Origin of the sequence: Pseudomonas sp. W4I3 (assembly GCF_030816195.1) — a bacterium.
In the GTDB taxonomy this organism is placed as follows: Bacteria; Pseudomonadota; Gammaproteobacteria; order Pseudomonadales; family Pseudomonadaceae; genus Aquipseudomonas.
In genome coordinates, this window is the sequence record NZ_JAUSXS010000001.1 from 676987 (window position 1) to 698230 (window position 21244).

21 protein-coding genes and 1 pseudogene are annotated in these 21244 nt (G+C 59.9%); 13 read left to right on the forward strand and 9 right to left on the reverse strand.

Features of this window, described 5'->3' with window-relative positions:
- Positions 1 to 17: 17 nt before the first annotated feature.
- From QF045_RS03110 to trpB, 3 genes are all read right to left on the reverse strand, one after another.
- Positions 18 to 1679, reverse strand: coding sequence for a BBE domain-containing protein (locus tag QF045_RS03110; RefSeq protein WP_306491010.1), 1662 nt, complete (start codon positions 1677 to 1679; stop codon positions 18 to 20).
- Positions 1680 to 1848: 169 nt separating this feature from the next.
- Positions 1849 to 2658 carry a tryptophan synthase subunit alpha gene (gene trpA, locus QF045_RS03115; protein WP_306491011.1) on the reverse strand — a complete coding sequence of 270 codons (810 nt, stop codon included), beginning with the start codon at positions 2656 to 2658 and terminating at the stop codon, positions 1849 to 1851.
- Positions 2658 to 3884, reverse strand: coding sequence for a tryptophan synthase subunit beta (gene trpB / locus QF045_RS03120; protein WP_306491012.1), 1227 nt, complete (start codon positions 3882 to 3884; stop codon positions 2658 to 2660). Before trpB ends, trpA begins: the two co-directional genes overlap by 1 nt.
- Before the next feature lie 110 nt (positions 3885 to 3994).
- Between trpB and QF045_RS03125 the strand changes: the two genes are divergently transcribed.
- Positions 3995 to 4891: a LysR family transcriptional regulator gene (locus QF045_RS03125; protein WP_306491013.1), complete on the forward strand. Its 897-nt coding sequence runs from the start codon at positions 3995 to 3997 to the stop codon at positions 4889 to 4891.
- Here the strand turns inward: QF045_RS03125 and QF045_RS03130 are convergent.
- The gene (locus tag QF045_RS03130; protein WP_003170746.1) at positions 4888 to 5214 is read right to left on the reverse strand and encodes a YqjD family protein; all 327 of its coding nucleotides are present in this window, start codon (positions 5212 to 5214) and stop codon (positions 4888 to 4890) included. The two genes, QF045_RS03125 and QF045_RS03130, sit on opposite strands and share 4 nt — an antisense overlap.
- A gap of 157 nt (positions 5215 to 5371) precedes the next feature.
- Between QF045_RS03130 and QF045_RS03135 the strand changes: the two genes are divergently transcribed.
- Both QF045_RS03135 and QF045_RS03140 read left to right on the forward strand, forming a co-directional pair.
- Positions 5372 to 5587 (forward strand): dodecin, encoded by a 216-nt coding sequence (locus QF045_RS03135; protein WP_306491014.1) that lies wholly within the window; start codon positions 5372 to 5374, stop codon positions 5585 to 5587.
- Positions 5588 to 5703: 116 nt separating this feature from the next.
- The gene (locus QF045_RS03140) at positions 5704 to 5928 is read left to right on the forward strand and encodes a DUF1161 domain-containing protein (protein ID WP_306491015.1); all 225 of its coding nucleotides are present in this window, start codon (positions 5704 to 5706) and stop codon (positions 5926 to 5928) included.
- A gap of 86 nt (positions 5929 to 6014) precedes the next feature.
- Here QF045_RS03140 and QF045_RS03145 read toward each other — a convergent pair whose 3' ends face one another.
- Positions 6015 to 7016 (reverse strand): LLM class flavin-dependent oxidoreductase, encoded by a 1002-nt coding sequence (locus tag QF045_RS03145; protein WP_306491016.1) that lies wholly within the window; start codon positions 7014 to 7016, stop codon positions 6015 to 6017.
- A 215-nt stretch (positions 7017 to 7231) separates the two neighbouring features.
- Here QF045_RS03145 and QF045_RS03150 point away from each other — a divergent pair, with 215 nt between their 5' ends.
- The gene (locus QF045_RS03150) at positions 7232 to 7663 is read left to right on the forward strand and encodes an OsmC family protein (RefSeq protein WP_306491017.1); all 432 of its coding nucleotides are present in this window, start codon (positions 7232 to 7234) and stop codon (positions 7661 to 7663) included.
- A gap of 303 nt (positions 7664 to 7966) precedes the next feature.
- Positions 7967 to 8206 (forward strand): DUF1161 domain-containing protein, encoded by a 240-nt coding sequence (locus tag QF045_RS03155; protein ID WP_124360609.1) that lies wholly within the window; start codon positions 7967 to 7969, stop codon positions 8204 to 8206.
- Here the strand turns inward: QF045_RS03155 and QF045_RS03160 are convergent, their stop codons facing one another.
- Complete coding sequence (locus QF045_RS03160; RefSeq protein WP_306491018.1) at positions 8207 to 8629, reverse strand: hypothetical protein; 423 nt, start codon at positions 8627 to 8629, stop codon at positions 8207 to 8209.
- A gap of 116 nt (positions 8630 to 8745) precedes the next feature.
- Between QF045_RS03160 and QF045_RS03165 the strand changes: the two genes are divergently transcribed.
- The 3 genes from QF045_RS03165 (at position 8746) to QF045_RS03175 (ending at position 12779) form a co-directional block, all read left to right on the forward strand.
- Positions 8746 to 9819 (forward strand): aminopeptidase, encoded by a 1074-nt coding sequence (locus tag QF045_RS03165; protein WP_306491019.1) that lies wholly within the window; start codon positions 8746 to 8748, stop codon positions 9817 to 9819.
- A 72-nt stretch (positions 9820 to 9891) separates the two neighbouring features.
- The gene (locus QF045_RS03170) at positions 9892 to 10716 is read left to right on the forward strand and encodes a hypothetical protein (protein ID WP_306491020.1); all 825 of its coding nucleotides are present in this window, start codon (positions 9892 to 9894) and stop codon (positions 10714 to 10716) included.
- Positions 10717 to 10790: 74 nt separating this feature from the next.
- Positions 10791 to 12779: an RHS repeat domain-containing protein gene (locus tag QF045_RS03175; protein ID WP_306491021.1), complete on the forward strand. Its 1989-nt coding sequence runs from the start codon at positions 10791 to 10793 to the stop codon at positions 12777 to 12779.
- 16 nt (positions 12780 to 12795) lie between these two features.
- Here QF045_RS03175 and QF045_RS03180 read toward each other — a convergent pair whose 3' ends face one another.
- Together QF045_RS03180 and QF045_RS03185 are read right to left on the reverse strand one after the other, a co-directional pair.
- Positions 12796 to 13455, reverse strand: coding sequence for an HAD family hydrolase (locus QF045_RS03180; RefSeq protein ID WP_306491022.1), 660 nt, complete (start codon positions 13453 to 13455; stop codon positions 12796 to 12798).
- A complete protein-coding gene (locus QF045_RS03185; RefSeq protein ID WP_306491023.1) occupies positions 13452 to 13994 on the reverse strand; it encodes a gamma carbonic anhydrase family protein in 543 nt (180 codons plus the stop codon). The genes QF045_RS03180 and QF045_RS03185 overlap by 4 nt, the downstream gene beginning before the upstream one ends.
- 101 nt (positions 13995 to 14095) lie before the next feature.
- Here QF045_RS03185 and prlC point away from each other — a divergent pair, with 101 nt between their 5' ends.
- Together prlC and QF045_RS03195 are read left to right on the forward strand one after the other, a co-directional pair.
- Positions 14096 to 16147, forward strand: a complete 2052-nt coding sequence (prlC, locus tag QF045_RS03190; RefSeq protein ID WP_306491024.1) for an oligopeptidase A — start codon at positions 14096 to 14098, stop codon at positions 16145 to 16147.
- Entirely contained in the window at positions 16144 to 16419 is a 276-nt protein-coding gene (locus QF045_RS03195) for a YheV family putative zinc ribbon protein (RefSeq protein WP_017528719.1), read from the forward strand. The genes prlC and QF045_RS03195 overlap by 4 nt, the downstream gene beginning before the upstream one ends.
- 40 nt (positions 16420 to 16459) lie before the next feature.
- On the opposite strand, the gene QF045_RS03200 is transcribed toward QF045_RS03195, so the two are convergent.
- Entirely contained in the window at positions 16460 to 17110 is a 651-nt protein-coding gene (locus QF045_RS03200; RefSeq protein WP_306491025.1) for a dual specificity protein phosphatase family protein, read from the reverse strand.
- Positions 17111 to 17381: 271 nt separating this feature from the next.
- Here QF045_RS03200 and QF045_RS03205 point away from each other — a divergent pair, with 271 nt between their 5' ends.
- The 3 genes and pseudogenes from QF045_RS03205 to QF045_RS03215 form a co-directional block, all read left to right on the forward strand.
- Entirely contained in the window at positions 17382 to 18134 is a 753-nt protein-coding gene (locus tag QF045_RS03205; protein WP_306491026.1) for a gluconate 2-dehydrogenase subunit 3 family protein, read from the forward strand.
- A gap of 2 nt (positions 18135 to 18136) precedes the next feature.
- Positions 18137 to 19921 (forward strand): GMC family oxidoreductase, encoded by a 1785-nt coding sequence (locus tag QF045_RS03210; RefSeq protein WP_306491027.1) that lies wholly within the window; start codon positions 18137 to 18139, stop codon positions 19919 to 19921.
- A gap of 64 nt (positions 19922 to 19985) precedes the next feature.
- A pseudogene (locus tag QF045_RS03215) lies at positions 19986 to 21233 on the forward strand (c-type cytochrome); the annotation flags it as partial.
- Positions 21234 to 21244: the final 11 nt, after the last annotated feature.

Genomic DNA, 21244 nt, shown 5'->3' on the forward strand with positions numbered 1-21244 from the left:
CGCCCTTTTTTATGACGTTATGGCACGGACATCTCGTTACGGAACACATTGTGCGGGTCCCAATGCTGCTTGGTGCGGCGCAGGCGGCTTTCGATCATGAGGTCGGGGACGAAAATCTTGTACCAGTACGGGTTTTTCGGATTGGCCGGGTTGCCGCCCAGATGGGTCATGTCCAGGTCGGGGTAGTTGATGTAACAACCCTCGAACTGGTCATTCAGCGGGATCCCCTGATCATTGGCGAAGGCTTGGAAAAACAGCCCCTGAATCCAGCGGGCGGGGGCCTGGTCTGCTGCCTCGCTGGCATCGTGCCAATAGCATTGCGGTTGCCACTTCAGATAGGACGAGCGCTGTGAGGCCGACGACTCTCGGCGAACCGCCGGTGTGGGCTCGTTGATACGCCCGCCAAACGACTGGATTTGTATCAGGCTTTGGGTCAAGTGTTCATCAGGGTCGTACAGGTGCAGGGTGTCCCAGATTGCCTGGAGCACCTGGGGGGTGAATTCACCCTTTTGGTAAGCAGACTTGTAGCGCCCACGCAGGTTGTCCCCCGAGCCATTCAAGGTTTGCTGGCACACCAGCCAATCCAGGCGTCGTGTGGCCGCCAGCGCGTCCGGCAAAGCGTTGATGGTACGTCCGCGGGCGCCGCCGCTTGGCATATGCACGACGTGAAACGGCACCAGGCATTCGGTCGCGGGCAGGCCAATGGCACCCAGCATACTGGCGACGAAATCTTCGAAGGGTGCCTGGTCCGCCAGCCCACCGTCCCGATCGACGTAATGGATGCCCAGGGTCACATTCCCGGTGTGCTGATGGCGCATCTCAAGTTTGGTGGCCAAGCCCCACGTGTCGGGATTGCCCTGGTTGCGGGCGAACCAGGCCTGGTACGCGACAAGCAAGTCGTCGAGCCTGGTTTTTTCGGTCAGCAGCGACCAATCCCATTCCAGCACCAGCCAGAGCACTTCCTTCGGCGCGTCGGGCAATGCCTTGAAGTAGTAACTGGTGATGATGCCGAACTGACCGCCTCCCGCGCCGCAACACGCCGCGAAGAGATTCAGCTCGTCAGGGTCTGTGCTGTCTCGCGACACATGCACCGGTTTCAGGCCGGTGCCCTCTGCGTTTGGCACCAACATATCCACACCGTGCAGCCAATCGCACACCAGGCCGTGTTTGCGTGACAGCAACCCATAGCCGCCGCCGCAGATATGCCCGCCCAGGCCCACCGAATAGCACGAGCCGCCGGGCAGTGTTTTGTTGGCCAGTTTGTACAGGCTGACGTAGGCATCCCAATTCTGCCCACCCGCCTCCAGGCGGAAGCTGTAGCGCTCAGGCCGTTCGTTTACCAACTGCGAAGGAATATTCCCGTCGGCATCGTAGACCACTTGGTTCAACGCGCTGATATCCAGGATCGACAGCACCTCGCTGGCGTGGCCGGGCATCCTGTTGGAGACAAAGCCTTCGTAGCAATGGCCGCCGCTGCGCACCGTAATGCGGCCAGAGTCGAGCGACAGCGCCTGGGCAGCCGCCGCCATGATGTCGTCCGAACTGTGGCAGATATAGATGAAGTCAGCGCCATTGGGCGAAGACTCGCCCTGCACATTGCCCAATGGCCAGCGCAGGTTGAAGCCCTTCTGCAGGGTGGAATGACGGGGGTCCGAAGACGTGATGAGATCAAATGCCATGATGTACTCCTGAGAGCCAAAGATGACTTCTGATGCAGCTAACTTAACGACCGGGAGGCAAGAACGGCGCAAGGCTTGCAGAGGCGGTTAGACGGCAATAGGCATGAAGTGCTTGTGGGTGACGGAATGTCACCCACAAGCCTAGCGTCAGGAATCGGAACCGGCGTGCTTACCGACGAGCGTTACGCACGCCTTCGGCCAGCGCCGCGCAATGGCTCAATACGCCATCAATGGCTTGCTCGTTGCTACCGGCATTGGCGATGTGATCGATCAGCGCAGAACCTACCACTACACCGTCCGCCAGGCGCGCGATGGCTGCCGCTTGTTCGGGTGTACGGATACCGAAGCCAATGCTGATCGGCAGGTCGGTGTGGCGACGCAGGCGGGTCACGGCCTCTTCGACATGCTCCAGGGTCGCTGCACCGGCACCGGTCACGCCAGCCACCGACACGTAGTACACAAAGCCTGAGCTGCCATTGAGTACCGTCGGCAGGCGGGCGTCGTCGGTGGTCGGCGTGGTCAGGCGGATAAAGTCGATACCGGCGGCCTGGGCCGGGTCGCATAGCTCGCCGTTATGCTCGGGCGGCATGTCCACCACGATCAGGCCATCTACGCCCGCTTCCTTGGCATCGGCAATAAACTGCGGCACGCCGTATTTGTGGATCGGGTTGAAGTAACCCATTAACACCAGCGGCGTGTCGTTGTTGTCCTTGCGGAACTCGCGGACCATTTGCAGGGTTTTCGTCAGGTTCTGCTTGGCTTCCAGCGCACGGATGTTGGCCAACTGGATCGCCGGGCCGTCGGCCATCGGGTCGGTGAAGGGCATGCCCAGCTCAATCACATCGGCGCCGGCGGCGGGCAGGCCCTTGAGGATAGCCAGCGAGGCGTCATAACCCGGGTCGCCGGCGGTGACGAAGGTCACCAGGGCGGCGCGATTTTGTTCTTTCAGCTGCGCAAAGCGGGTTTGCAGGCGGCTCATCAGTGTTTCCCCTGCTGGCTGGTTTCCATATGGTGCATCACGGTCTGCATGTCTTTGTCGCCACGGCCGGACAGGTTGATCACCATCAGGTGATCCTTGGGCAAGGCCGGTGCACGCTTGAACACTTCGGCCAGGGCGTGGGCGCTTTCCAATGCCGGAATAATCCCTTCCAGACGGCAGCATTTGTGGAATGCCTCGAGGGCTTCATCATCCGTCACCGAGGTGTACTGGACGCGGCCGATGTCGTGCAACCAGGCGTGTTCAGGGCCGATGCCGGGGTAGTCCAGGCCTGCGGAAATCGAGTGGGCATCGATGATTTGCCCATCATCGTCCTGCAGCAGGAAGGTGCGGTTGCCGTGTAATACACCGGGCACCCCGCCGTTGAGGCTGGCGGCGTGTTTGCCGGTTTCGATGCCATGTCCGGCCGCTTCAACGCCGATGATCTCGACGCTGGTGTCGTCCAAAAACGGGTGGAACAAGCCCATGGCGTTGGAGCCGCCACCGATGCACGCCACCAGGCTGTCTGGCAGGCGGCCTTCCTGGGCTTGCAGCTGGTCGCGGGTTTCCTTGCCGATGACGGCCTGGAAATCGCGCACCATGGCTGGATACGGGTGCGGGCCGGCCACGGTACCGATCAGGTAGAACGTGCTGTCGACGTTGGTCACCCAGTCACGCAGGGCTTCGTTCATCGCGTCTTTGAGCGTGCCGGTGCCAGCGACCACCGGGATCACTTCGGCACCCAGCAACTTCATGCGAAATACGTTGGCTTGCTGGCGCTCGATGTCGGTGGTGCCCATGTAGATCACGCATTGCAGGCCAAAGCGCGCGGCGACGGTGGCGGTGGCCACGCCGTGCATGCCGGCGCCGGTCTCGGCGATGATGCGTTTCTTGCCCATGCGCCGCGCCAGCAGGATCTGGCCGATGCAATTGTTGATCTTGTGCGCGCCGGTATGGTTGAGCTCTTCGCGCTTGAGATAGATCTTGGCGCCGCCGCAGAACTCAGTCAGGCGTTCAGCGAAGTACAGCGGGCTTGGACGTCCGACGTAATCGCGCTGGAAGTAGGCCAATTCTTCATTGAACGACGGATCGATTTTGGCGGCCTCGTATTCACGGGCCAGCTCGAGGATCAACGGCATCAGGGTTTCAGCGACGTAGCGGCCGCCAAACGCGCCAAACAGGCCGTTGGTGTCAGGGCCGTTGCGCAGATCGGACTGGGACTGAGTCATGGGACGCTCCAGGAAAGAATGGGTGCAGAAAGCAATGAGGGCCACTCTACCCCTGCCGCTGCCGGCTGAAAACCGATAAGATCGCCGCAACCTGTCAGGAAAACTCACAGATGAGCCGAGACCTTCCGCCGCTCAATGCGCTGCGCGCGTTTGAAGCCACCGCCCGCCTCGGCAGCGTAAGCCAGGCTGCCGAGCAACTGCACGTCACCCATGGCGCCGTCAGTCGCCAGTTGAAAGTGCTGGAAGAACACTTGGGGGTCAGCCTCTTTGTGAAGGAAGGTCGCGGCCTTAAACTCACAGATGCGGGCACCAGGTTGCGCGATGCCAGTGCCGAGGCGTTTGAACGGCTACGGGACGTGTGCGCCGAACTCACCCAAAACAGCGCCGATGCACCTTTTGTACTCGGCTGTTCAGGCAGTTTGCTGGCGCGCTGGTTTATCCCACGGTTGGGACGCTTGAACGCTGACCTGCCTGACTTGCGTCTGCACCTGTCGGCGGGTGAAGGCGATCTGGACCCGCGTCGCCCAGGGCTGGACGCGCTGCTGGTGTTCGCCGAGCCACCGTGGCCGGCGGATATGCAGGTATATGAACTGGCCAGCGAGCGTATCGGCCCGGTGATGAGTCCGCGATTTGCCGGCTACGCAAGCATGCGCAACGCGCCTGCTGCTGCGCTGAGTGGCGAAGCACTGCTGCACACTACTTCGCGCCCGCAAGCCTGGCCCAGTTGGGCGCAGCAACACGGGATCGAGCCCGACGCACTGAAACTCGGTCAGGGGTTTGAGCATTTGTATTATTTGCTGGAAGCGGCGGTGGCAGGGCTTGGAGTGGCCATTGCACCAGAACCGTTGGTGGCAGAGGACCTGCGAGCGGGTCGCCTGGTGGCGCCATGGGGCTTCAGTGAAACCCCGGCGCGCCTGGCGTTGTGGCTACCCAAGCGCGCCGCGGATGGGCGCGCCGGGCAATTGGCGCAATGGCTCAAGGCTGAGCTGGCGCGCCAACCGGTTTAGTCACCGCGTTTGCACAGCAGGTAAGCCGCCAGCAAACCCAGTGCGCCGACAGCCACGCCAGCTGTGGTCCATGGGTGCTCTTGTGCGTAGTCTCGGGTGGCAACACCGGTTTCGCGAATTTTGACTTTGCTTTCTTCATAGGCGTCGCTGATCAGGTGACGGGAGTGCTTGAGGGCATTCTCGGCATTGCTTTTCAGGGCCTTCAGCGTTTTGCGCGACTCATCGGATGCGTCGTCCTTAAGGCTCTCAAGGGATTTGAGCAGGCTCGAAATCTCGGCTTCCATGCTTTCCAGCGACGCTTTGCGTAAAGAAGTGTTGGCCATGTGGACATCTCCTGAAGTGATTGAGTGGCGTGTGTAGATACCGACTGCGGCGGTTTCAGAAAGTGCATTAAATCTGAACTTTCGTAGCCAAGCGGTCGCCTCAAGCAGTACGAATATTCACTGCTAGTCTTGATTGACGACCCACAGGAGAAACGCCATGAGTGATCATCACACCTACAAGAAAGTCGAACTGGTAGGTTCTTCCACCACCAGCATCGAAGACGCGATCAATAACGCCCTGGCTGAAGCCAACAAAAGCATCAAGCATCTGGAGTGGTTCGAAGTGACCGAAACCCGTGGTCATATTGAGGACGGCAAGGCCGCGCATTTCCAGGTCACGCTCAAGGTGGGATTCCGAATCGCCAGTAGTTGATCGAGCGCGTGGAACTTTGATCGCTGGCCGATTGCCATAACCTGCGCTACACCCAACACGTGCCGACGCCTCAAGCGTCGGCACGCTCTTTTCAACCAGCGCAAGGAAAGTATCGGATGAAGAAGTTTCTGTTAGCGGCAGGTTTGTTGAGCATCGCAGGCACGGCCCTGGCGGCGGGCAAGCCTTGTGACGAGCTGAAAAGCGAAATTGCAGCGAAAATCGACGCCAAGGGCGCTTCGGGTTATTCGCTGGAAGTGGTGGACAAAGGCGCAGCGGTCGATGGCAAGGTAGTCGGTAGCTGTGAAGGCGACACCAAGGAAATCGTCTACAAGCGCGGATAATCCCGTGTTGCAGACATGCACCGGCGCACTTGTGGCCAGGGAACAAACCCCTGGCCACAGGCGCGTCGGTTTTTTTCGGCCCCGGTTTAGCCCTTCATCACCTGCGCCAGCAGTTCGTAGGAATGAATCCGGTCGGCATGCTCGTACAGGTCACAGGTGAAGATCAGTTCATCGGCGCCGGTCTGTTCGATCAGCACCTCCAGTTTGGCGCGGATTTTCGCCGGGCTCCCCACCATTGCCAAGCCGAGGAAACTGCCCACCGCCTCTTTTTCGTGGGGCAGCCACAGGCCGTCCATGGTTTTCACCGGTGGGCGCTGCACCAGGCTTTGCCCACGCATCAGCGCGAGAATGCGCTGGTACACCGAGGTCGCCAGGTAGTCGGCTTGTTCATCGGTGTCAGCGGCGACCAGCGGAATGCCGAGCATGACGTAGGGCTTGTCCAGCACGGCCGAAGGCTTGAAGTGATTGCGGTACACGCGAATCGCTTCATGCATCAGGCGCGGTGCGAAATGCGAGGCGAAGGCGTAGGGCAAGCCACGTTCACCGGCCAGTTGCGCGCTGAACAGGCTCGAACCCAGCAGCCATACCGGTACGTTGGTGCCGGTGCCTGGTACCGCGATCACGCGTTGATCGGGCGTGCGTGGGCCGAGGTAGGCCATCAGCTCGGCCACGTCTTCAGGAAAGTCGTCCGCGCTGCCGGAGCGTTCACGGCGCAGAGCGCGGGCAGTCATCTGGTCGGAGCCGGGCGCACGGCCCAGGCCCAGGTCTATACGGCCCGGGTACAAGCTTTCCAGGGTGCCGAACTGCTCGGCGATCACCAGCGGCGCATGGTTGGGCAGCATCACCCCACCGGAGCCGACACGGATAGTCGAGGTGCCACCCGCCAGATAGCCGAGCAACACCGACGTGGCCGAGCTGGCGATACCGTCCATATTGTGGTGTTCAGCTACCCAGAAACGGTTATAACCGAGCTTTTCCACGTGCTGGGCAAGGTCCAGGGAATTGCGCAGTGACTGCGCCGGACTGCCATTGGCGCGCACGGGCACCAGGTCGAGCGTCGAGAATTTTACGTCGGACAGTGATTTCATAGCCTGCTTCTCCGATAGGGGCGCAGGCTTCTTAGACGAACCAAAACCTGCCGCTTCATGTGCATGTACCAAGCAATGAGGGCATATACCCGAGATTCAATAGCAGTCGTGAAATTTCCTACTTAATTGGTAGATTTTTCCGACAAGGTGAACTTTGCCACGGCGTCTATCCTCAGAAGCTTACTGACGCAAAACCACCGTTCGAGGAGAAAGCTATGAGTATCGTTAAAAAGGCATCCGCGCATTGGGAAGGCGATCTGAAGACCGGCCTGGGTTCCATTTCCACCGAGACCGGTGTGATGCGCGAAGCGCCCTACGGTTTCAAGGCCCGTTTCGAAGGCGGCAAGGGCACCAACCCTGAAGAGCTGATCGGTGCGGCCCACGCCGGCTGTTTTTCCATGGCGTTTTCCATGATCCTCGGCGATGCCGGCCTCAAGGCTGACAGCATCGACACCCAGGCCGAAGTGACCCTCGACCAGGTCGACGGTGGGTTTGCGATCACCGCGGTGCATCTGGTTCTGAAAGCCAAGATCCCTGGCGCCAGCCAGGCGCAGTTTGACGAACTGAGCAAAAAGGCCAAGGAAGGGTGCCCGGTGTCCAAGGTGTTGAATGCAACCATCACTCTGGATGCCACGCTGGTTAACTGACCACCTTCCATGTGGGAGGGGGCTTGCCCTAATGCCAGTCAGTTAAGCGTACACTCTGTAGGAGCGAGCTTGCTCGCGAAAAACGTCAACGATAACGCGTGCTGCCTGAATAAACGCGGTGCCTGTGAGTTTTTCGCGAGCAAGCTCGCTCCTACAAAAAGCCTTAACTGACTGGCATTAGGGCTTGCCCCCTCCCACATTTAGTTCTGCGTTAAATCAGAACTCGTGTTTCATAAATGTGGTCCTATAGCCTATGCAGCCTTAGCCGCACATCCGTGCGAATGCATTCAGGGAGCTACACACATGAAACGTTTTGCCTTGGCAATCATCTGCGGTGTATTGGCCACTTCGGCCGTGGCCGCGCCAAAAGATTGTGAAGAGCTCAGGAAGGAAATCGAAGTGAATATTCAGGCCAAGGCGATCCCGTCCTACACCCTGGAAATCATCACTGCCGAAGAAGCCAAGAACCACGACAGCGCCATGATTGTCGGCTCGTGCGAAAACGGCACCAAGCGCATCCTCTACCAGAAAAACAACGACTGATCAGATGCAGTTCACACTGCGCTCTTCGGCCAGCAACTGACGCGCCGAGTCATACAGGCGGATGTTGGGCGTGAAGGCCAGTGAGCGCCCTTCCAGTACGTAGCGTTGCCCGGCCTGGAAGCGGTCGTACTGCAAGGTCATGAAGCAGGTTCGATACATCATCTGGCTGAGTCCTCCCAACCCACCGCCGGCGGGCACTTCGAAGTCGAAGCGCACCATCAGTTCGTGGGGCCCGGGTGGCATCTGGAAATAACGCCCATCCTCGAGGTTTTTCCCGTCCAGCCGTTGCGCCATGACCATTTTGGCGCCCGGTGTCGGCGTGGTGAAGTCGACCCAGGCCTGCTGCGGGTCGACGGGTGGGATGGGTGTCGATGTACAGGCGCTGAGGAACAGGGCGGCAACGGGAAACAGGAACTGGCGCATGGCAAGTACTCAATGCGAGAAGGTATTTTGAGTATAAACACGCCATCACGCGGAAAATTCAAATTCAATTCGAGCGTATCCGTCTGGCGGACACACCACCCAGGAGCAGTCGCGGCATGATCAGACGTTTTCTTCCAGCGCTGATGGTTGTGCTGCTCAGCGGCTGCTCCAGCGTCAGCTATTACAGCCAGTTGGCGAGCGGCCAGTGGCAGCTGCTGCGGGCGCGGGAACCGGTGGCCGAGGTCATCGCCGACCCATCCCGACCGCAACGGTTGCGCGAGCATCTCGTCCAATCCCAGAAAGCTCGCACGTTCGCCAGCGAGCAACTGCACCTGCCGGATAATCAAAGCTACCGGCTCTATGCCGATATTGGCCGACCCTATGTGGTCTGGAATGTCTTCGCCACGCAGGAATTTTCTCTATCTCCTGAAAACCACTGCTTCCCCATCGCCGGTTGCGTCGCCTACCGCGGCTATTACAGCCAGGGCGCAGCGCGTGGCGAGGCGGCGTTGCTGCGCCAACAGGGCATGGACGTGTCGATTGGCGGCGTCGAGGCGTATTCCACGTTGGGCTGGTTCAACGACCCGATCATCAGTTCGATGATGAACTGGGGCGATGAGCGCCTGGCGACATTGATCTTTCACGAACTGGCCCACCAGCGTTTCTATGTGAAAGACGATACTGAATTCAATGAGTCATTCGCCTCCTTCGTCGAGCAGGAAGGTACGCGCCAATGGCGAGCCGCCCGTGGCCTGGCGCCCGTCAGCGATGCAGCGTTGCAGCAGCGTGATCAGTTCATCCGGCTGATTCTCGATACCCGCAAGCGGTTGGAAGACCTCTACGCGCAGCCTCTGCCCGCCGAGGCAATGCGGCTGGGTAAAGCGGCAGCGTTCGAGCGTTTGCGCAACGATTACCAGCAACTGCGCGACAGCCAATGGGGCGATGATAAGCGCTATGACGCCTGGATCAACCAGCCGATGAACAACGCCCGGCTGTTGCCTTTCGGGCTGTATGACCAATGGGTGCCGGCGTTTGCCGCCTTGTTTCGGCAGGAGGGCGCAGATTGGGTCAGGTTTTATCGGGCGGTGCAGGTGTTGGGAGGTTTGGCTGCGCCGGAGCGCAAGGCCCGTTTGCGGCAATTGATGGACGAGCACGAGGCGATGGCCGCTGAGGCGCCTGGATACAACTGATATTTACGTATCGCACTGCTCTGAGACGCGGTCATTAGAGTTTCCTGACCTTTACAGTGTCAGGTTTACCTCATGTCTCTACCCTTGCATCAAAACACACCCACGTTAACGGCGATCGATCCACGCGGGTTGGCTGTGCGTACGGTCGCTTATTACCGACCGACTGCCCAGGTCGAGCTTGAGGCGCGTATTACCCGTCAAGCATTCAACGCCTCGGGTTTCGTCGTGCAGCAGTACGGGTCACGTCAGTGGATGGCAAGTGACTCGCAAGGGATGAAAAAAGCCTGTCACGTGACGGTCTACAGCCTTGGCGGTCAGCCGATCTACAGCGATAGCACGGATGCGGGCTGGCGCTTGACGTTACTGGGGGGCGCGGGCCAATGGCTGCACAGGTGGGACGGTCGCGGCGCCCACCGTCAGTGCAACTATGACGCTTCGCTGCGGCCCGTGGCGGTGTATGAGCAAGCGGCCGATGATTCATCTGAGCGATGTGTAGAAAGGTTGGAATATGCCGGTAATTCAACGGCTGAGGCGGTGAATAATCGCTGCGGCCGGCTGGTGTTGCATGACGGCGAATGCGTCAGAACGCGTTTTGCGGAGTATGGCCTGCAGGGTCATGTATTAAAGCAGGGGCAGCGTTTTCTTCGGGAGACTGCGACGGTCAACTGGCCGTTGGAAGCCACACAGCGAGAAGCTTTATTGCAGGAAGAAGACTTCGTGACGTCATGGCGCTTCAGTGCGCTGGGGGAGGAGCTTGGGCAGGTCGATGCAAAAAACAATGTAAAAGACAGTCGTTATGGACGCATCGGTGAGCTACTGGAAGTGGGCATCACCCTGTCGAGCGGTACTCGTCAGGTCATCGCGGAGGGGCCGACTACAACGCCAGTGGTCAGGTGATAACGCAACGCGCTGGCAACGGCGTGCTCAGCGAGTGGCGCTACGACGCACGTAGTCAGCGGCTGGAGCGGTTATTGACCTATCGCAGCGGGGCAAGGAAAGAGCTGCTGCAAGAGTTGACATACACCTACGACCACGTCGGCAATGTAGTCGAAATTGTTGACGCAGCCCAACCAACCCAATGGTCGAGCAATGCCCAGGTCAGGGCTGTCAGCCGCTATGAATACGACACTTTGTATCAGCTGGTCCGGGCCAGTGGACGGGAGAGTGCGCACAATAGTGCGGGACCGGGAATGCCAAGTCGGGCGACTTTCGGCGCCGCAGATGATAGCCAGTGGCGCAACTACACCCGGACCTACGTCTATGACGCCGATGGCAATCTGCAAAGGCTGCAACATGTGCCTAGCAGTGGCAGCGGCTACACGCGAACAATGAAGGTGGCAACGCTCGGAAACCAAAGTCTGCCGAGTACAAGCCCATTGATCGAGTCGCCCGGACTGGACAAGGGTTTTGACCTCAATGGAAATCAGCAGCAACTCGAACGTGGGCAGATCATGAGCTGGGATGTGTCCAACCGGCTGGCCAGTGTTGCCTTGGTGGTCCGTGAGGATGCTGCCAATGATGAAGAGCTGTACGGCTATGATGCCTTCGGCCGGCGGGTGATAAAAAATGGCTTATCCCGGGCGCGTGCTGTCACTCATCGTGTTCAGGTGTGCTACCTGCCGGGGCTGGAAGTACGGCGCGACAGTGCCAGTGGCGAATGGCTGAATGTCTTGAATATTGAAGTGGGTCGCTACAACGTGCGGATACTTCAGTGGGAAAAAGGTCGCCCTTCCGGGCTTGCGAACAATTGCATTCGCTGCAACGTGTCGGATCATTTGGGCAGCAGCACCCTGGAGTTGGATGAAAAGGCCTTGCTGATCAGTCAGGAAAGTTATTACCCATTTGGCAGTACTGCAGGGTGGGCGGCGAGAGGCGCCATCGAGGCGAGCTACAAAACTCGCCGCTACAGTGGCAAGGAACTCGATGCGTCAGGGCTGTATTACTACGGGTTGCGTTACTACGCCCCCTGGTTGCAGCGTTGGATCAGCCCGGATCCGGCAGGGACAATTGACGGGCTGAATCGATACACAATGGTGCATAACAACCCGATGAACAGGGTTGATCGCCAAGGGATGATTACCTCCTTGCCCACCGACTGGAGTTCGGCCGGTGGAGGCAGGTTGCCAAGCCTTGGGCATAATGTATCCGTTGGCGCTGCACAGGGTGTGGTACTGGGCGGGGTTGCTGCGCTAGGGGCCAAGCTGACGGGCGTTGTGGGGGCCTCAGTTGCATTCGGCGGATTCGTTGCGGGCGGGGCGGGTTTAGCCGCAGCACGCAACGTTTCGGATGAAATCCGTCATTCATTATGGGTAGGCTCGCCCAGTTATAAAAAACTCGTGGCAGGGGCGCAGGCAGCTTCTGTTCTGTTGAATGCAGCGTATGCGGCGCTCGATGATCCTGCTAACGCAACTGAATTGAATCAGTTGAGCGCGTTGTTTTTTGGGGTGACGCAAGGCGCGAGCAATCTAAGGGAAACGATGTCTGCGGTCAGTTATTACCATGACAACTTACACAGAATAAGTGTCATGGAGCACCATGAAGGCAGGACGACGGTGGAGGCTATTTCAGCCAGAGGCACGTTGGAGTCCGGCAGGCTGACGATGCCAGGCATAAAACGGCTGATGTATTTTCAGCGAGATTTTCTGGAACGGTCTTCCGCGGAGCAAATCGCTCACACCTTCATTCATGAAGTCACTCACAGCGCACTCTTAACTCACGATGAAGGCGGCAGTTCGGCCACCGAGGACACCTTGTCGTCCTATCTGAGTGGACTGCGCAGTGAGAGGGTTTTACTGGCCACCAGTGCAGAGGCCAACGCTCATTATTTTTCTTTGTTGGCCGCCTTGCACCTCAATAAAGCCGACTATCTGCGAAGGAAAAACCTGCTGACAAGTGGAGTAGCCGCTCAACCTGCAAGCTCACCAGCCGCACATGTTCCAGTGCGCAGACGAAGGCCTTGAAAACCCGTGTGGCGTGTTAACGGTGGCCCGTAAACGCCTGGTGCAACTCGGCCAATGTTTCAAAGTGCCAGGTCGGCGCTTCGGCATTCAGCTCTTCAAAGCTGCCAAACCCATACCCCACCGCGGCTGAATCCAGCCCGTTGCTGCGCGCGCCGATCAGGTCATGCTTGCGATCACCAATCATCAAGGTGCTGGACGGGTCCAGCCCTTCCTCGCGCACCAAGTGGGCGATCAGCTCAACCTTGTTGGTGCGTGTGCCATCCAGCTCGCTGCCGTAAATCACCTTGAAGTGCTTGGCAAAGTCGAAATGCCGCGCGATCTCACGGGCGAATTCCCACGGCTTGGAGGTGGCCACATACAGCTGACGTCCCTGGTTGTTCAGTTCTTCCAGCAAAGGCATAACGCCGTCGAACACCTGGTTTTCATACAGCCCGGTCACCTTGAAGCGCTCGCGATAGAAATTCACCGCTTCCCACGCCTTGGCCTCATCAAAGCTGTAGAACTGCATGAACGCCTGCAACAACGGCGGGCCGATGAAGTGTTCGAGTTTGGTCAGGTCCGGCTCGTCGATGCCCAGTTTGCCCAGGGCGTACTGGATCGAACGGGTGATGCCCTCGCGCGGGTCGGTGAGGGTGCCGTCGAGGTCGAACAGGACGGTGGGGTGGTGCAAGGTCATTGGTCGAATCCTTCGGCGATGTGCAGGTCTTTGAGCTTCACGTAGTTCGCCGCGCTGTAGGTGAAAAAGGCACGCTCCTTGTCGGTCAGCGGACGGACCTGTTTAACCGGGCTGCCAACGTACAAAAAGCCGCTGACGAGTATCTTGCCCGGCGGCACCAGGCTGCCGGCCCCAATGATCACGTCATCCTCCACCACGGCGCCGTCCATCACGATGCTGCCCATGCCGATCAGGATGCGGCTGCCCACGGTGCAGCCATGCAGCATGACTTTATGGGCGATGGTCACGTCGTCGCCGATCAACAGCGGGAAACCGTCCGGGTTGAACGGGCCGGCGTGGGTAATGTGCAGCACGCAGCCGTCCTGCACGCTGGTGCGTGCACCGATGCGGATGCGGTGCATGTCGCCGCGAATCACCGTCAAGGGCCAGACTGAGCTGTCGGCGCCGATTTCGACATCGCCGATCACCACCGCCGAAACATCGACAAAAGCCCCGGAGCCCAGGGTGGGCGTGTGGTTCTGATAGGTGCGAAGGGTCACGATAGCCTCTCTCTCTTTAGCTGATAGCTGCGGTGGGCATTGATTGTAATTAAGATGGCCCCATCTTTGTCTTATCAGTTTCTTCAGCCAAGGTGCCAACCGTGAGCGCGAACAATCCTCTTCTGCAGCCCTACGACCTGCCGCCGTTCTCGGCGATCCGTGCCGAGCATGTCCAGCCGGCCATCGAACAGATTCTTGCCGATAACCGTGCAGCTATCGCAGACATCCTGCAAAGCCAGGGAAAAAATCCGACATGGGCGGGATTGATTCTGGCCATGGACGAACTGAACGATCGCCTGGGCGCCGCCTGGAGCCCGGTCAGCCACCTCAACGCCGTGTGCAACAGCGCCGAGCTGCGCGAAGCCTATGAGGCGTGCCTGCCGGCATTGAGCGCCTATTCCACCGAGATGGGGCAGAACCGTGAACTGTTCCAGGCCTTCGAAGCCCTGGCCAACAGCCCGGAGGCCGCCGGTTTCGATGTGGCACAGAAAACCATCCTCGAACACTCGCTGCGCGACTTCCGCCTCTCGGGTATTGATTTGCCGCCGGAGCAGCAAAAGCGTTACGCCGAAGTGCAAAGCAAGCTGTCGGAGCTGGGCAGCAAATTCTCCAACCAGTTGCTGGACGCCACCCAGGCCTGGACCAGGCACGTCACCGACGAAGCCACCCTTGCCGGCCTGACCGATTCGGCCAAGGCGCAAATGGCTGCGGCCGCTCAGGCCAAAGGTCTCGATGGCTGGCTGATCACCCTGGAATTTCCGAGCTATTACGCGGTAATGACCTACGCCCAGGACCGCGCCCTGCGTGAAGAGGTCTACGCGGCCTACTGCACACGCGCGTCGGACCAAGGCCCGAATGCCGGCCAGAACGACAACGGCCCGGTGATGGAGCAAATCCTCGACCTGCGCCAGGAACTGGCACAGCTGCTGGGCTACGCATCGTTCGCCGAATTGAGCCTGGCCACCAAAATGGCCGAGTCCAGCGACCAGGTGCTGAGTTTCCTGCGCGACCTGGCCCAGCGCAGCAAACCGTTCGCGACCCAGGACCTGCAACAGCTCAAGGCCTACGCCGCCGAGCAAGGGTGCGCCGACCTGCAAAGCTGGGACAGCGGTTTCTACGGCGAAAAACTGCGCGAGCAGCGCTACAGCGTGTCCCAGGAAGCCCTGCGCGCCTACTTCCCGATCGACAAGGTACTGAGCGGCCTGTTCGCCATCGTGCAGCGCCTGTACGGCATCGAAATCGCCGAGCAGAAAGGGTTCGACGCCTGGCATCCGGACGTGCGCCTGTTCGAGATCAAGGAAAACGGCCAGCACGTCGGCCGCTTCTTCTTCGACCTGTACGCCCGCGCCAACAAGCGTGGCGGTGCCTGGATGGACGGCGCCCGCGACCGTCGCCGCAAAATCGACGGTGTGCTGCAGAGCCCGGTGGCCAACCTGGTGTGCAACTTCACCCCGGCCGACAGTGGCAAGCCTGCCCTGCTGACCCACGATGAAGTGACCACCCTGTTCCACGAGTTCGGCCATGGCCTGCACCACCTGCTGACCCGCGTCGAACATGCCGGCGTGTCCGGGATCAACGGCGTGGCCTGGGATGCGGTGGAGTTGCCGAGCCAGTTCATGGAGAACTGGTGCTGGGAGCCTGAAGGCCTGGCGCTGATTTCCGGCCACTACGAAACCGGTGAGCCGCTGCCGCAGGACCTGCTGGAAAAAATGCTTGCGGCGAAAAATTTCCAGTCCGGCCTGATGATGGTGCGCCAGCTGGAATTCTCGCTGTTCGACTTCGAATTGCACGCCACCCATGGCGATGGTCGCAGTGTGGCGCAGGTGCTTGAAGGCGTGCGCGATGAAGTCTCTGTGATGCGCCCACCGGCCTATAACCGCTTCCCGAACAGCTTCGCGCACATCTTCGCTGGCGGTTACGCCGCAGGTTATTACAGCTACAAGTGGGCCGAAGTGCTGTCGGCGGATGCCTTCTCCAAGTTCGAAGAAGACGGCGTGCTCAATGCCCAGACCGGTCGTGCCTTCCGTGAAGCGATCCTCGCACGGGGCGGTTCTCAGGAGCCGATGGTGTTGTTCGTCGACTTCCGCGGACGTGCGCCGTCAATTGACGCACTCTTGCGCCACAGCGGCCTGAGTGAGGACGCGGCAGCATGAGTGAAGGGCCTGTGATTACCAAAAAGCAATTTATCGCCGGGGCGGTCTGCCCGGCGTGCAGCGAGCCGGACAAGCTCAAGATGTGGACCGAAGACAGCGTGCCGCACCGCGAGTGTGTGGCCTGTGGTTACACCGACACGCTCAACGACCAGGGGCTGTCGGTGCCCAAGGAGTTGGGTACGCGGGTCAATACGTCGGCACTGAAAGCACCGGCGGACCCGAAGGTGCAAGCGGTGCAGTTCTTCCCCAATCCCAAGCTCAAGAAAGATTGAATGGCAGCGGGAGCGAGTACGCTCGCTCCCGCCGTTGCGTTCACTTGCTGTCCTTGACCGTTGTACTGATCCAGCTCTTCATCGAGCACAGCGCAAACGCGCTGGTGCTGCAGTCGCCATTCGCCAAGGCTGCGCGTAACTTGTCGACATCGGCCCGCATCATGTAGCGAACGCCGTCCTTGAAACCATTGCTGCTGCCAAAGCCGCCCAGGGTCATTTCGTTCAGCGCCTCTTCCTTGCTCCATCCTTGGATCACCACGCGATACATCGCGGCCATCAGCCCCGTGCGGTCAGAGCCGTGCTTGCAATGCATCAACACCGGGCCGTTGGCTTGAGCCTGTTGAATGGCCCGCAGTGCCGCCAGCACGTCGGAGTCTTCGACATGGTTGGTGTGATAAGTGATCTGCACTTCTTTGATACCCGATGACTTCAGCCAGGGCGAATCAGGCTCCGGCAGAAAGTTGATCACCGTACCAATCTTCAATTTTTCCAGCACCGGCACGGCGTCACCGTCGAGCAAAGCGCTGCGATAGAGCGTGGGCGTAATCTGGTGCAGGTTGTATTGATCGCTCACCGGCTGCGCCCACTCAGGCGAGCGAATCGAGGAGGCGCTCTGCGCGTAGGCATCGACGCTGGCGAACAGGGTCATCAATGCCAAGCCTAGGGCTGGCAGCAATCGAATCTTGAACATGGAGGAGGTGACCGACCAGGGCAGTGTTGATGGTGCACAGAGTCGTCCCCAGGGGGTGAATGAGGCGTGAGGTGCTCGTCAAAGAATCGTGAATCTTGGGCTCTGATCCGGTGTTTTTGTCACCGAGGCCAGCCTCTCAATGCTTAGCCTGCTATCATTTGTAACTATTGTTTGCCAGAGTGTTCTATCTTTTGGATCCATTCCTTGGCAAATCATCACGCTGCTCCCAGAAGCGGCTGATCAATCCGTGACCACATGATGAGGTGCACCCATGTCTGATCAAGATCAAGACAACCCCCGGCGTGACTTTCTGCGCAAATCCTTGACCTTGATCCCGGTGGTCACGGTTGCCAGCACCGGCCTTGGCGGTTCGATGCTGATGGCGACACCCGAGCCCGCCCAGGCGGCGCCCGCCAAGCCCGCGGTCAGCGACAAGGCGTATGAACCGACCTACTTCACCGCCGAGGAATGGGCGTTCATCAACGCCGCCGTCGAGCGTTTGATCCCTGCTGATGCCCAGGGCCCAGGTGCCCTGGAAGCCGGTGCTGCGGAGTACATCGATCGTCAAATGAACACGCCGTACGCCAGTGGCGCGCTGTGGTTCATGCAAGGCCCCTTCAACACCGATGCCGCGCCGGAAATGGGCTGGCAGAGCAAATTGGTACCCAAAGAAATCTATCGCCTCGGTATCGCCGCGACGGATGCATGGTCGAAGGCGTTCAACGGTAAGGCTTTTGCTGCACAAGACAGCGCTACCCGAGACGATATGTTGCACCGTCTGGAGGCGGGTGGCAGTGAAGTGAGCGCGCATTTCGAGGCGGTGCCGGCCAAGATGTTCTTCAACCTGTTGCTGCAGAACACCAAGGAAGGCTTCTTCTGCGACCCCATCCACGGCGGCAATAAAGGCATGGTCGGCTGGACCATGATCGGTTTTCCCGGCGCCCGCGCCGATTTCATGGACTGGGTGGAGCGCAACGAGCAATACCCCTTCCCGGCAGTTTCCATTCGCGGCGAGAGGGCATAACCGTGGCGACCATCATGAAGAAAGTGGACGCGGTGATCGTGGGCTTCGGCTGGACCGGCGCGATCATGGCCAAGGAGCTGACCGAAGCCGGCCTCAACGTGGTCGCGCTTGAGCGCGGCCCGATGCAGGACACTTACCCGGACGGCAACTATCCCCAGGTCATCGACGAATTGACCTACAGCGTGCGTAAAAAACTCTTCCAGGACATCTCCAAGGAGACGGTGACCATTCGCCACAGCGTGAATGACGTCGCCCTGCCCAACCGTCAGCTTGGCGCCTTCTTGCCGGGCAATGGTGTTGGCGGGGCCGGTCTGCACTGGTCGGGCGTGCATTTTCGTGTCGATCCCATCGAGCTGCGCATGCGCAGCCACTACGAAGAACGCTACGGGAAGAACTTCATCCCCAAGGACATGACCATCCAGGACTTCGGGGTCAGCTACGAAGAGCTGGAGCCGTTTTTCGATTACGCGGAAAAAGTCTTCGGCACCTCCGGCGAGGCCTGGACCGTCAAAGGCCAGTTGGTGGGTGAAGGTCGCGGCGGTAACCCGTATGCACCGGATCGCTCGAACCCGTTCCCACTGGAGTCGCAAAAGAACACCGTCTCCGCGCAGCTGTTTCAGAAAGCGGCGGCTGATGTGGGTTACAAACCTTACAACCTGCCGTCAGCCAACACTTCCGGGCCTTACACCAACCCTTATGGCGCGCAGATGGGCCCGTGCAACTTCTGCGGTTTTTGCAGTGGCTACGTGTGCTACATGTACTCCAAGGCGTCGCCGAACGTGAACATCCTGCCGGCGCTGCGCCAAGTGCCGAATTTCGAGCTGCGGCCCAATTCCCATGTGCTCAAGGTCAATCTCGACAGCACTCAGAAGAAAGCCACCGGTGTGACCTATGTCGACGGCCAGGGCCGCGAGTGCGAGCAGCCGGCGGACCTGGTGATCCTCGGTGCGTTCCAGTTCCACAACGTGCGCCTGATGCTGCTGTCGGGCATCGGCAAGCCTTACGACCCGGTTACGAATGAAGGCGTGGTGGGGCGCAACTTTGCCTACCAGAACATGGGCACCATCAAGGTGTTTTTCGACAAGGACACCCACACCAACAACTTCATCGGCGCTGGCGGCAACGGCGTGGCCATCGATGATTTCAATGCCGACAACTTCGACCACGGGCCTCACGGCTTCGTCGGGGGCTCGCCGATGTGGGTCAACCAGGCGGGCAGCCGGCCGATTGCCGGCACTTCCAACCCGCCGGGCACGCCGGCCTGGGGCAGCGCGTGGAAGCGCGCCACTGCCGATTACTACACCCACCAGGTGTCGATGGACGCCCACGGTGCCCATCAGTCCTACCGGAGCAATTACCTGGATCTGGACCCGGTTTACCGCGATGCCTACGGCCTGCCGCTATTGCGAATGACCTTCGACTGGCAGGAAAACGACATCAAGATGAACCGCTTCATGATGGAGAAAATGGGCAAGGTCGCCCAGGCCATGAACCCCAAGGCCATTGCGGTGCTGGGCAAAAAAGTCGGTGAGCATTTCAATACCGCGGCGTACCAGACCACCCACCTCAACGGGGGCGCGATCATGGGCACCGACCCGAAAACCAGCGCGCTGAACCGCTACCTGCAGAGCTGGGATGTGCACAACGTGTTTGTCCCCGGGGCGTCCGCTTTCCCACAAGGACTGGGCTACAACCCTACCGGGCTGGTGGCGGCGCTGACCTATTGGTCGGCCCGTGCGATCCGCGAGCAGTACCTGAAAAACCCCGGCCCGCTGGTTCAGGCATAAGGAGCGATGACCATGAAAGCACTCGTTATCGCCTCTCTGGCGCTGTTGAGCAGTTGCTCGGTGAGCGCGCGCTGAAGCCGAGCTAATCAAGCAAGGTGAATACCTGGCCCGCGCCGGTGACTGTGTGGCCTGCCACACCGCCAAGGGCGGCAAGCCATTCGCCGGCGGCCTGCCGATGGAAACCCCCATCGGCGTGATTTATTCCACCAACATCACGCCGGACAAGACCGGCCTTGGCGACTACAGCTTCGAAGACTTCGACAAGGCCGTGCGCCATGGTGTCGCCAAGAACGGCAGTACGCTTTACCCGGCGATGCCCTACCCGTCTTACGCGCGTGTCAGCGACAGCGATATGCAGGCGTTGTATGCCTATTTCATGAAAGGCGTCGAGCCGGTGGCCCAGGAGAACAAGGACAGCGATATTCCCTGGCCGTTAAGCATGCGCTGGCCCCTGGCGGCGTGGCGCTGGATGTTTGCGCCGTCTGTTGAAGAGCATCAGGCACAAGCGGCCGCCGACCCGGTGGTCAGCCGTGGCGCTTACCTGGTGGAAGGCCTCGGCCACTGCGGTGCGTGTCACACACCGCGTGCCCTGACCATGCAGGAAAAGGCCCTGAGTGCCACCGACGGTGATGCGTTCCTGTCCGGCAGCGCGCCGTTGGAAGGCTGGATTGCGAAAAGCCTGCGCGGCGACCACAAGGACGGCCTCGGCAGTTGGAGCGAGGAGCAGTTGGTGCAATTCCTCAAGACCGGGCGCAGTGATCGCAGTGCTGTGTTTGGCGGCATGAGTGATGTGGTGGTGCATAGCATGCAGTACATGTCGCAAGACGACCTGACCGCTATCGCCCGCTACCTCAAAAGCCTGCCGGCGGTGGACCCCAAGGATCAGCCGCACCAGTACGACAAGCAAGTGGCCCAGGCGCTGTGGAAGGGTGATGACAGCCAGCCGGGCGCCTCGGTGTATATCGACAACTGCGCGGCTTGCCACCGTACCGATGGGCACGGTTACACGCGGGTGTTCCCGGCACTGGCGGGCAACCCGGTGCTGCAGACGGCGGATGCCACGTCGATGATCAACATCGTGTTGAACGGCGGCACCTTACCGGCAACCCACGCCGCGCCTTCGACCTTCACCATGCCGGCATTTGCCTGGCGCTTGTCGGACCAGGAAGTGGCGGACGTGGTCAGTTTCATCCGCAGCAGCTGGGGCAACCAGGGCGCGCCGGTGAGTGCCAGTGATGTGGCCGACCTGCGCAAGAGCGACATGCGCACCACCTCGGGTGACGATCTGGGGCAGGTCACGCAAAAGCACTGACCGCCAAACGG

What these genes read in the sequence shown, in the direction of transcription:
- QF045_RS03150 (WP_306491017.1), top strand. Translation starts at nt 7,232, where the DNA reads ATGAGTATCGTTAAAAAGGCATCCGCGCATTGGGAAGGCGATCTGAAG.
- trpB (WP_306491012.1), bottom strand. Translation starts at nt 3,884, where the DNA reads ATGACTCAGTCCCAGTCCGATCTGCGCAACGGCCCTGACACCAACGGC.
- QF045_RS03135 (WP_306491014.1), top strand. Translation starts at nt 5,372, where the DNA reads ATGAGTGATCATCACACCTACAAGAAAGTCGAACTGGTAGGTTCTTCC.
- QF045_RS03140 (WP_306491015.1), top strand. Translation starts at nt 5,704, where the DNA reads ATGAAGAAGTTTCTGTTAGCGGCAGGTTTGTTGAGCATCGCAGGCACG.
- QF045_RS03170 (WP_306491020.1), top strand. Translation starts at nt 9,892, where the DNA reads ATGTCTCTACCCTTGCATCAAAACACACCCACGTTAACGGCGATCGAT.
- QF045_RS03130 (WP_003170746.1), bottom strand. Translation starts at nt 5,214, where the DNA reads ATGGCCAACACTTCTTTACGCAAAGCGTCGCTGGAAAGCATGGAAGCC.
- trpA (WP_306491011.1), bottom strand. Translation starts at nt 2,658, where the DNA reads ATGAGCCGCCTGCAAACCCGCTTTGCGCAGCTGAAAGAACAAAATCGC.
- QF045_RS03160 (WP_306491018.1), bottom strand. Translation starts at nt 8,629, where the DNA reads ATGCGCCAGTTCCTGTTTCCCGTTGCCGCCCTGTTCCTCAGCGCCTGT.
- QF045_RS03200 (WP_306491025.1), bottom strand. Translation starts at nt 17,110, where the DNA reads ATGTTCAAGATTCGATTGCTGCCAGCCCTAGGCTTGGCATTGATGACC.
- QF045_RS03205 (WP_306491026.1), top strand. Translation starts at nt 17,382, where the DNA reads ATGTCTGATCAAGATCAAGACAACCCCCGGCGTGACTTTCTGCGCAAA.
- QF045_RS03180 (WP_306491022.1), bottom strand. Translation starts at nt 13,455, where the DNA reads ATGACCTTGCACCACCCCACCGTCCTGTTCGACCTCGACGGCACCCTC.
- QF045_RS03125 (WP_306491013.1), top strand. Translation starts at nt 3,995, where the DNA reads ATGAGCCGAGACCTTCCGCCGCTCAATGCGCTGCGCGCGTTTGAAGCC.
- QF045_RS03155 (WP_124360609.1), top strand. Translation starts at nt 7,967, where the DNA reads ATGAAACGTTTTGCCTTGGCAATCATCTGCGGTGTATTGGCCACTTCG.
- QF045_RS03110 (WP_306491010.1), bottom strand. Translation starts at nt 1,679, where the DNA reads ATGGCATTTGATCTCATCACGTCTTCGGACCCCCGTCATTCCACCCTG.
- QF045_RS03165 (WP_306491019.1), top strand. Translation starts at nt 8,746, where the DNA reads ATGATCAGACGTTTTCTTCCAGCGCTGATGGTTGTGCTGCTCAGCGGC.
- QF045_RS03195 (WP_017528719.1), top strand. Translation starts at nt 16,144, where the DNA reads ATGAGTGAAGGGCCTGTGATTACCAAAAAGCAATTTATCGCCGGGGCG.
- QF045_RS03145 (WP_306491016.1), bottom strand. Translation starts at nt 7,016, where the DNA reads ATGAAATCACTGTCCGACGTAAAATTCTCGACGCTCGACCTGGTGCCC.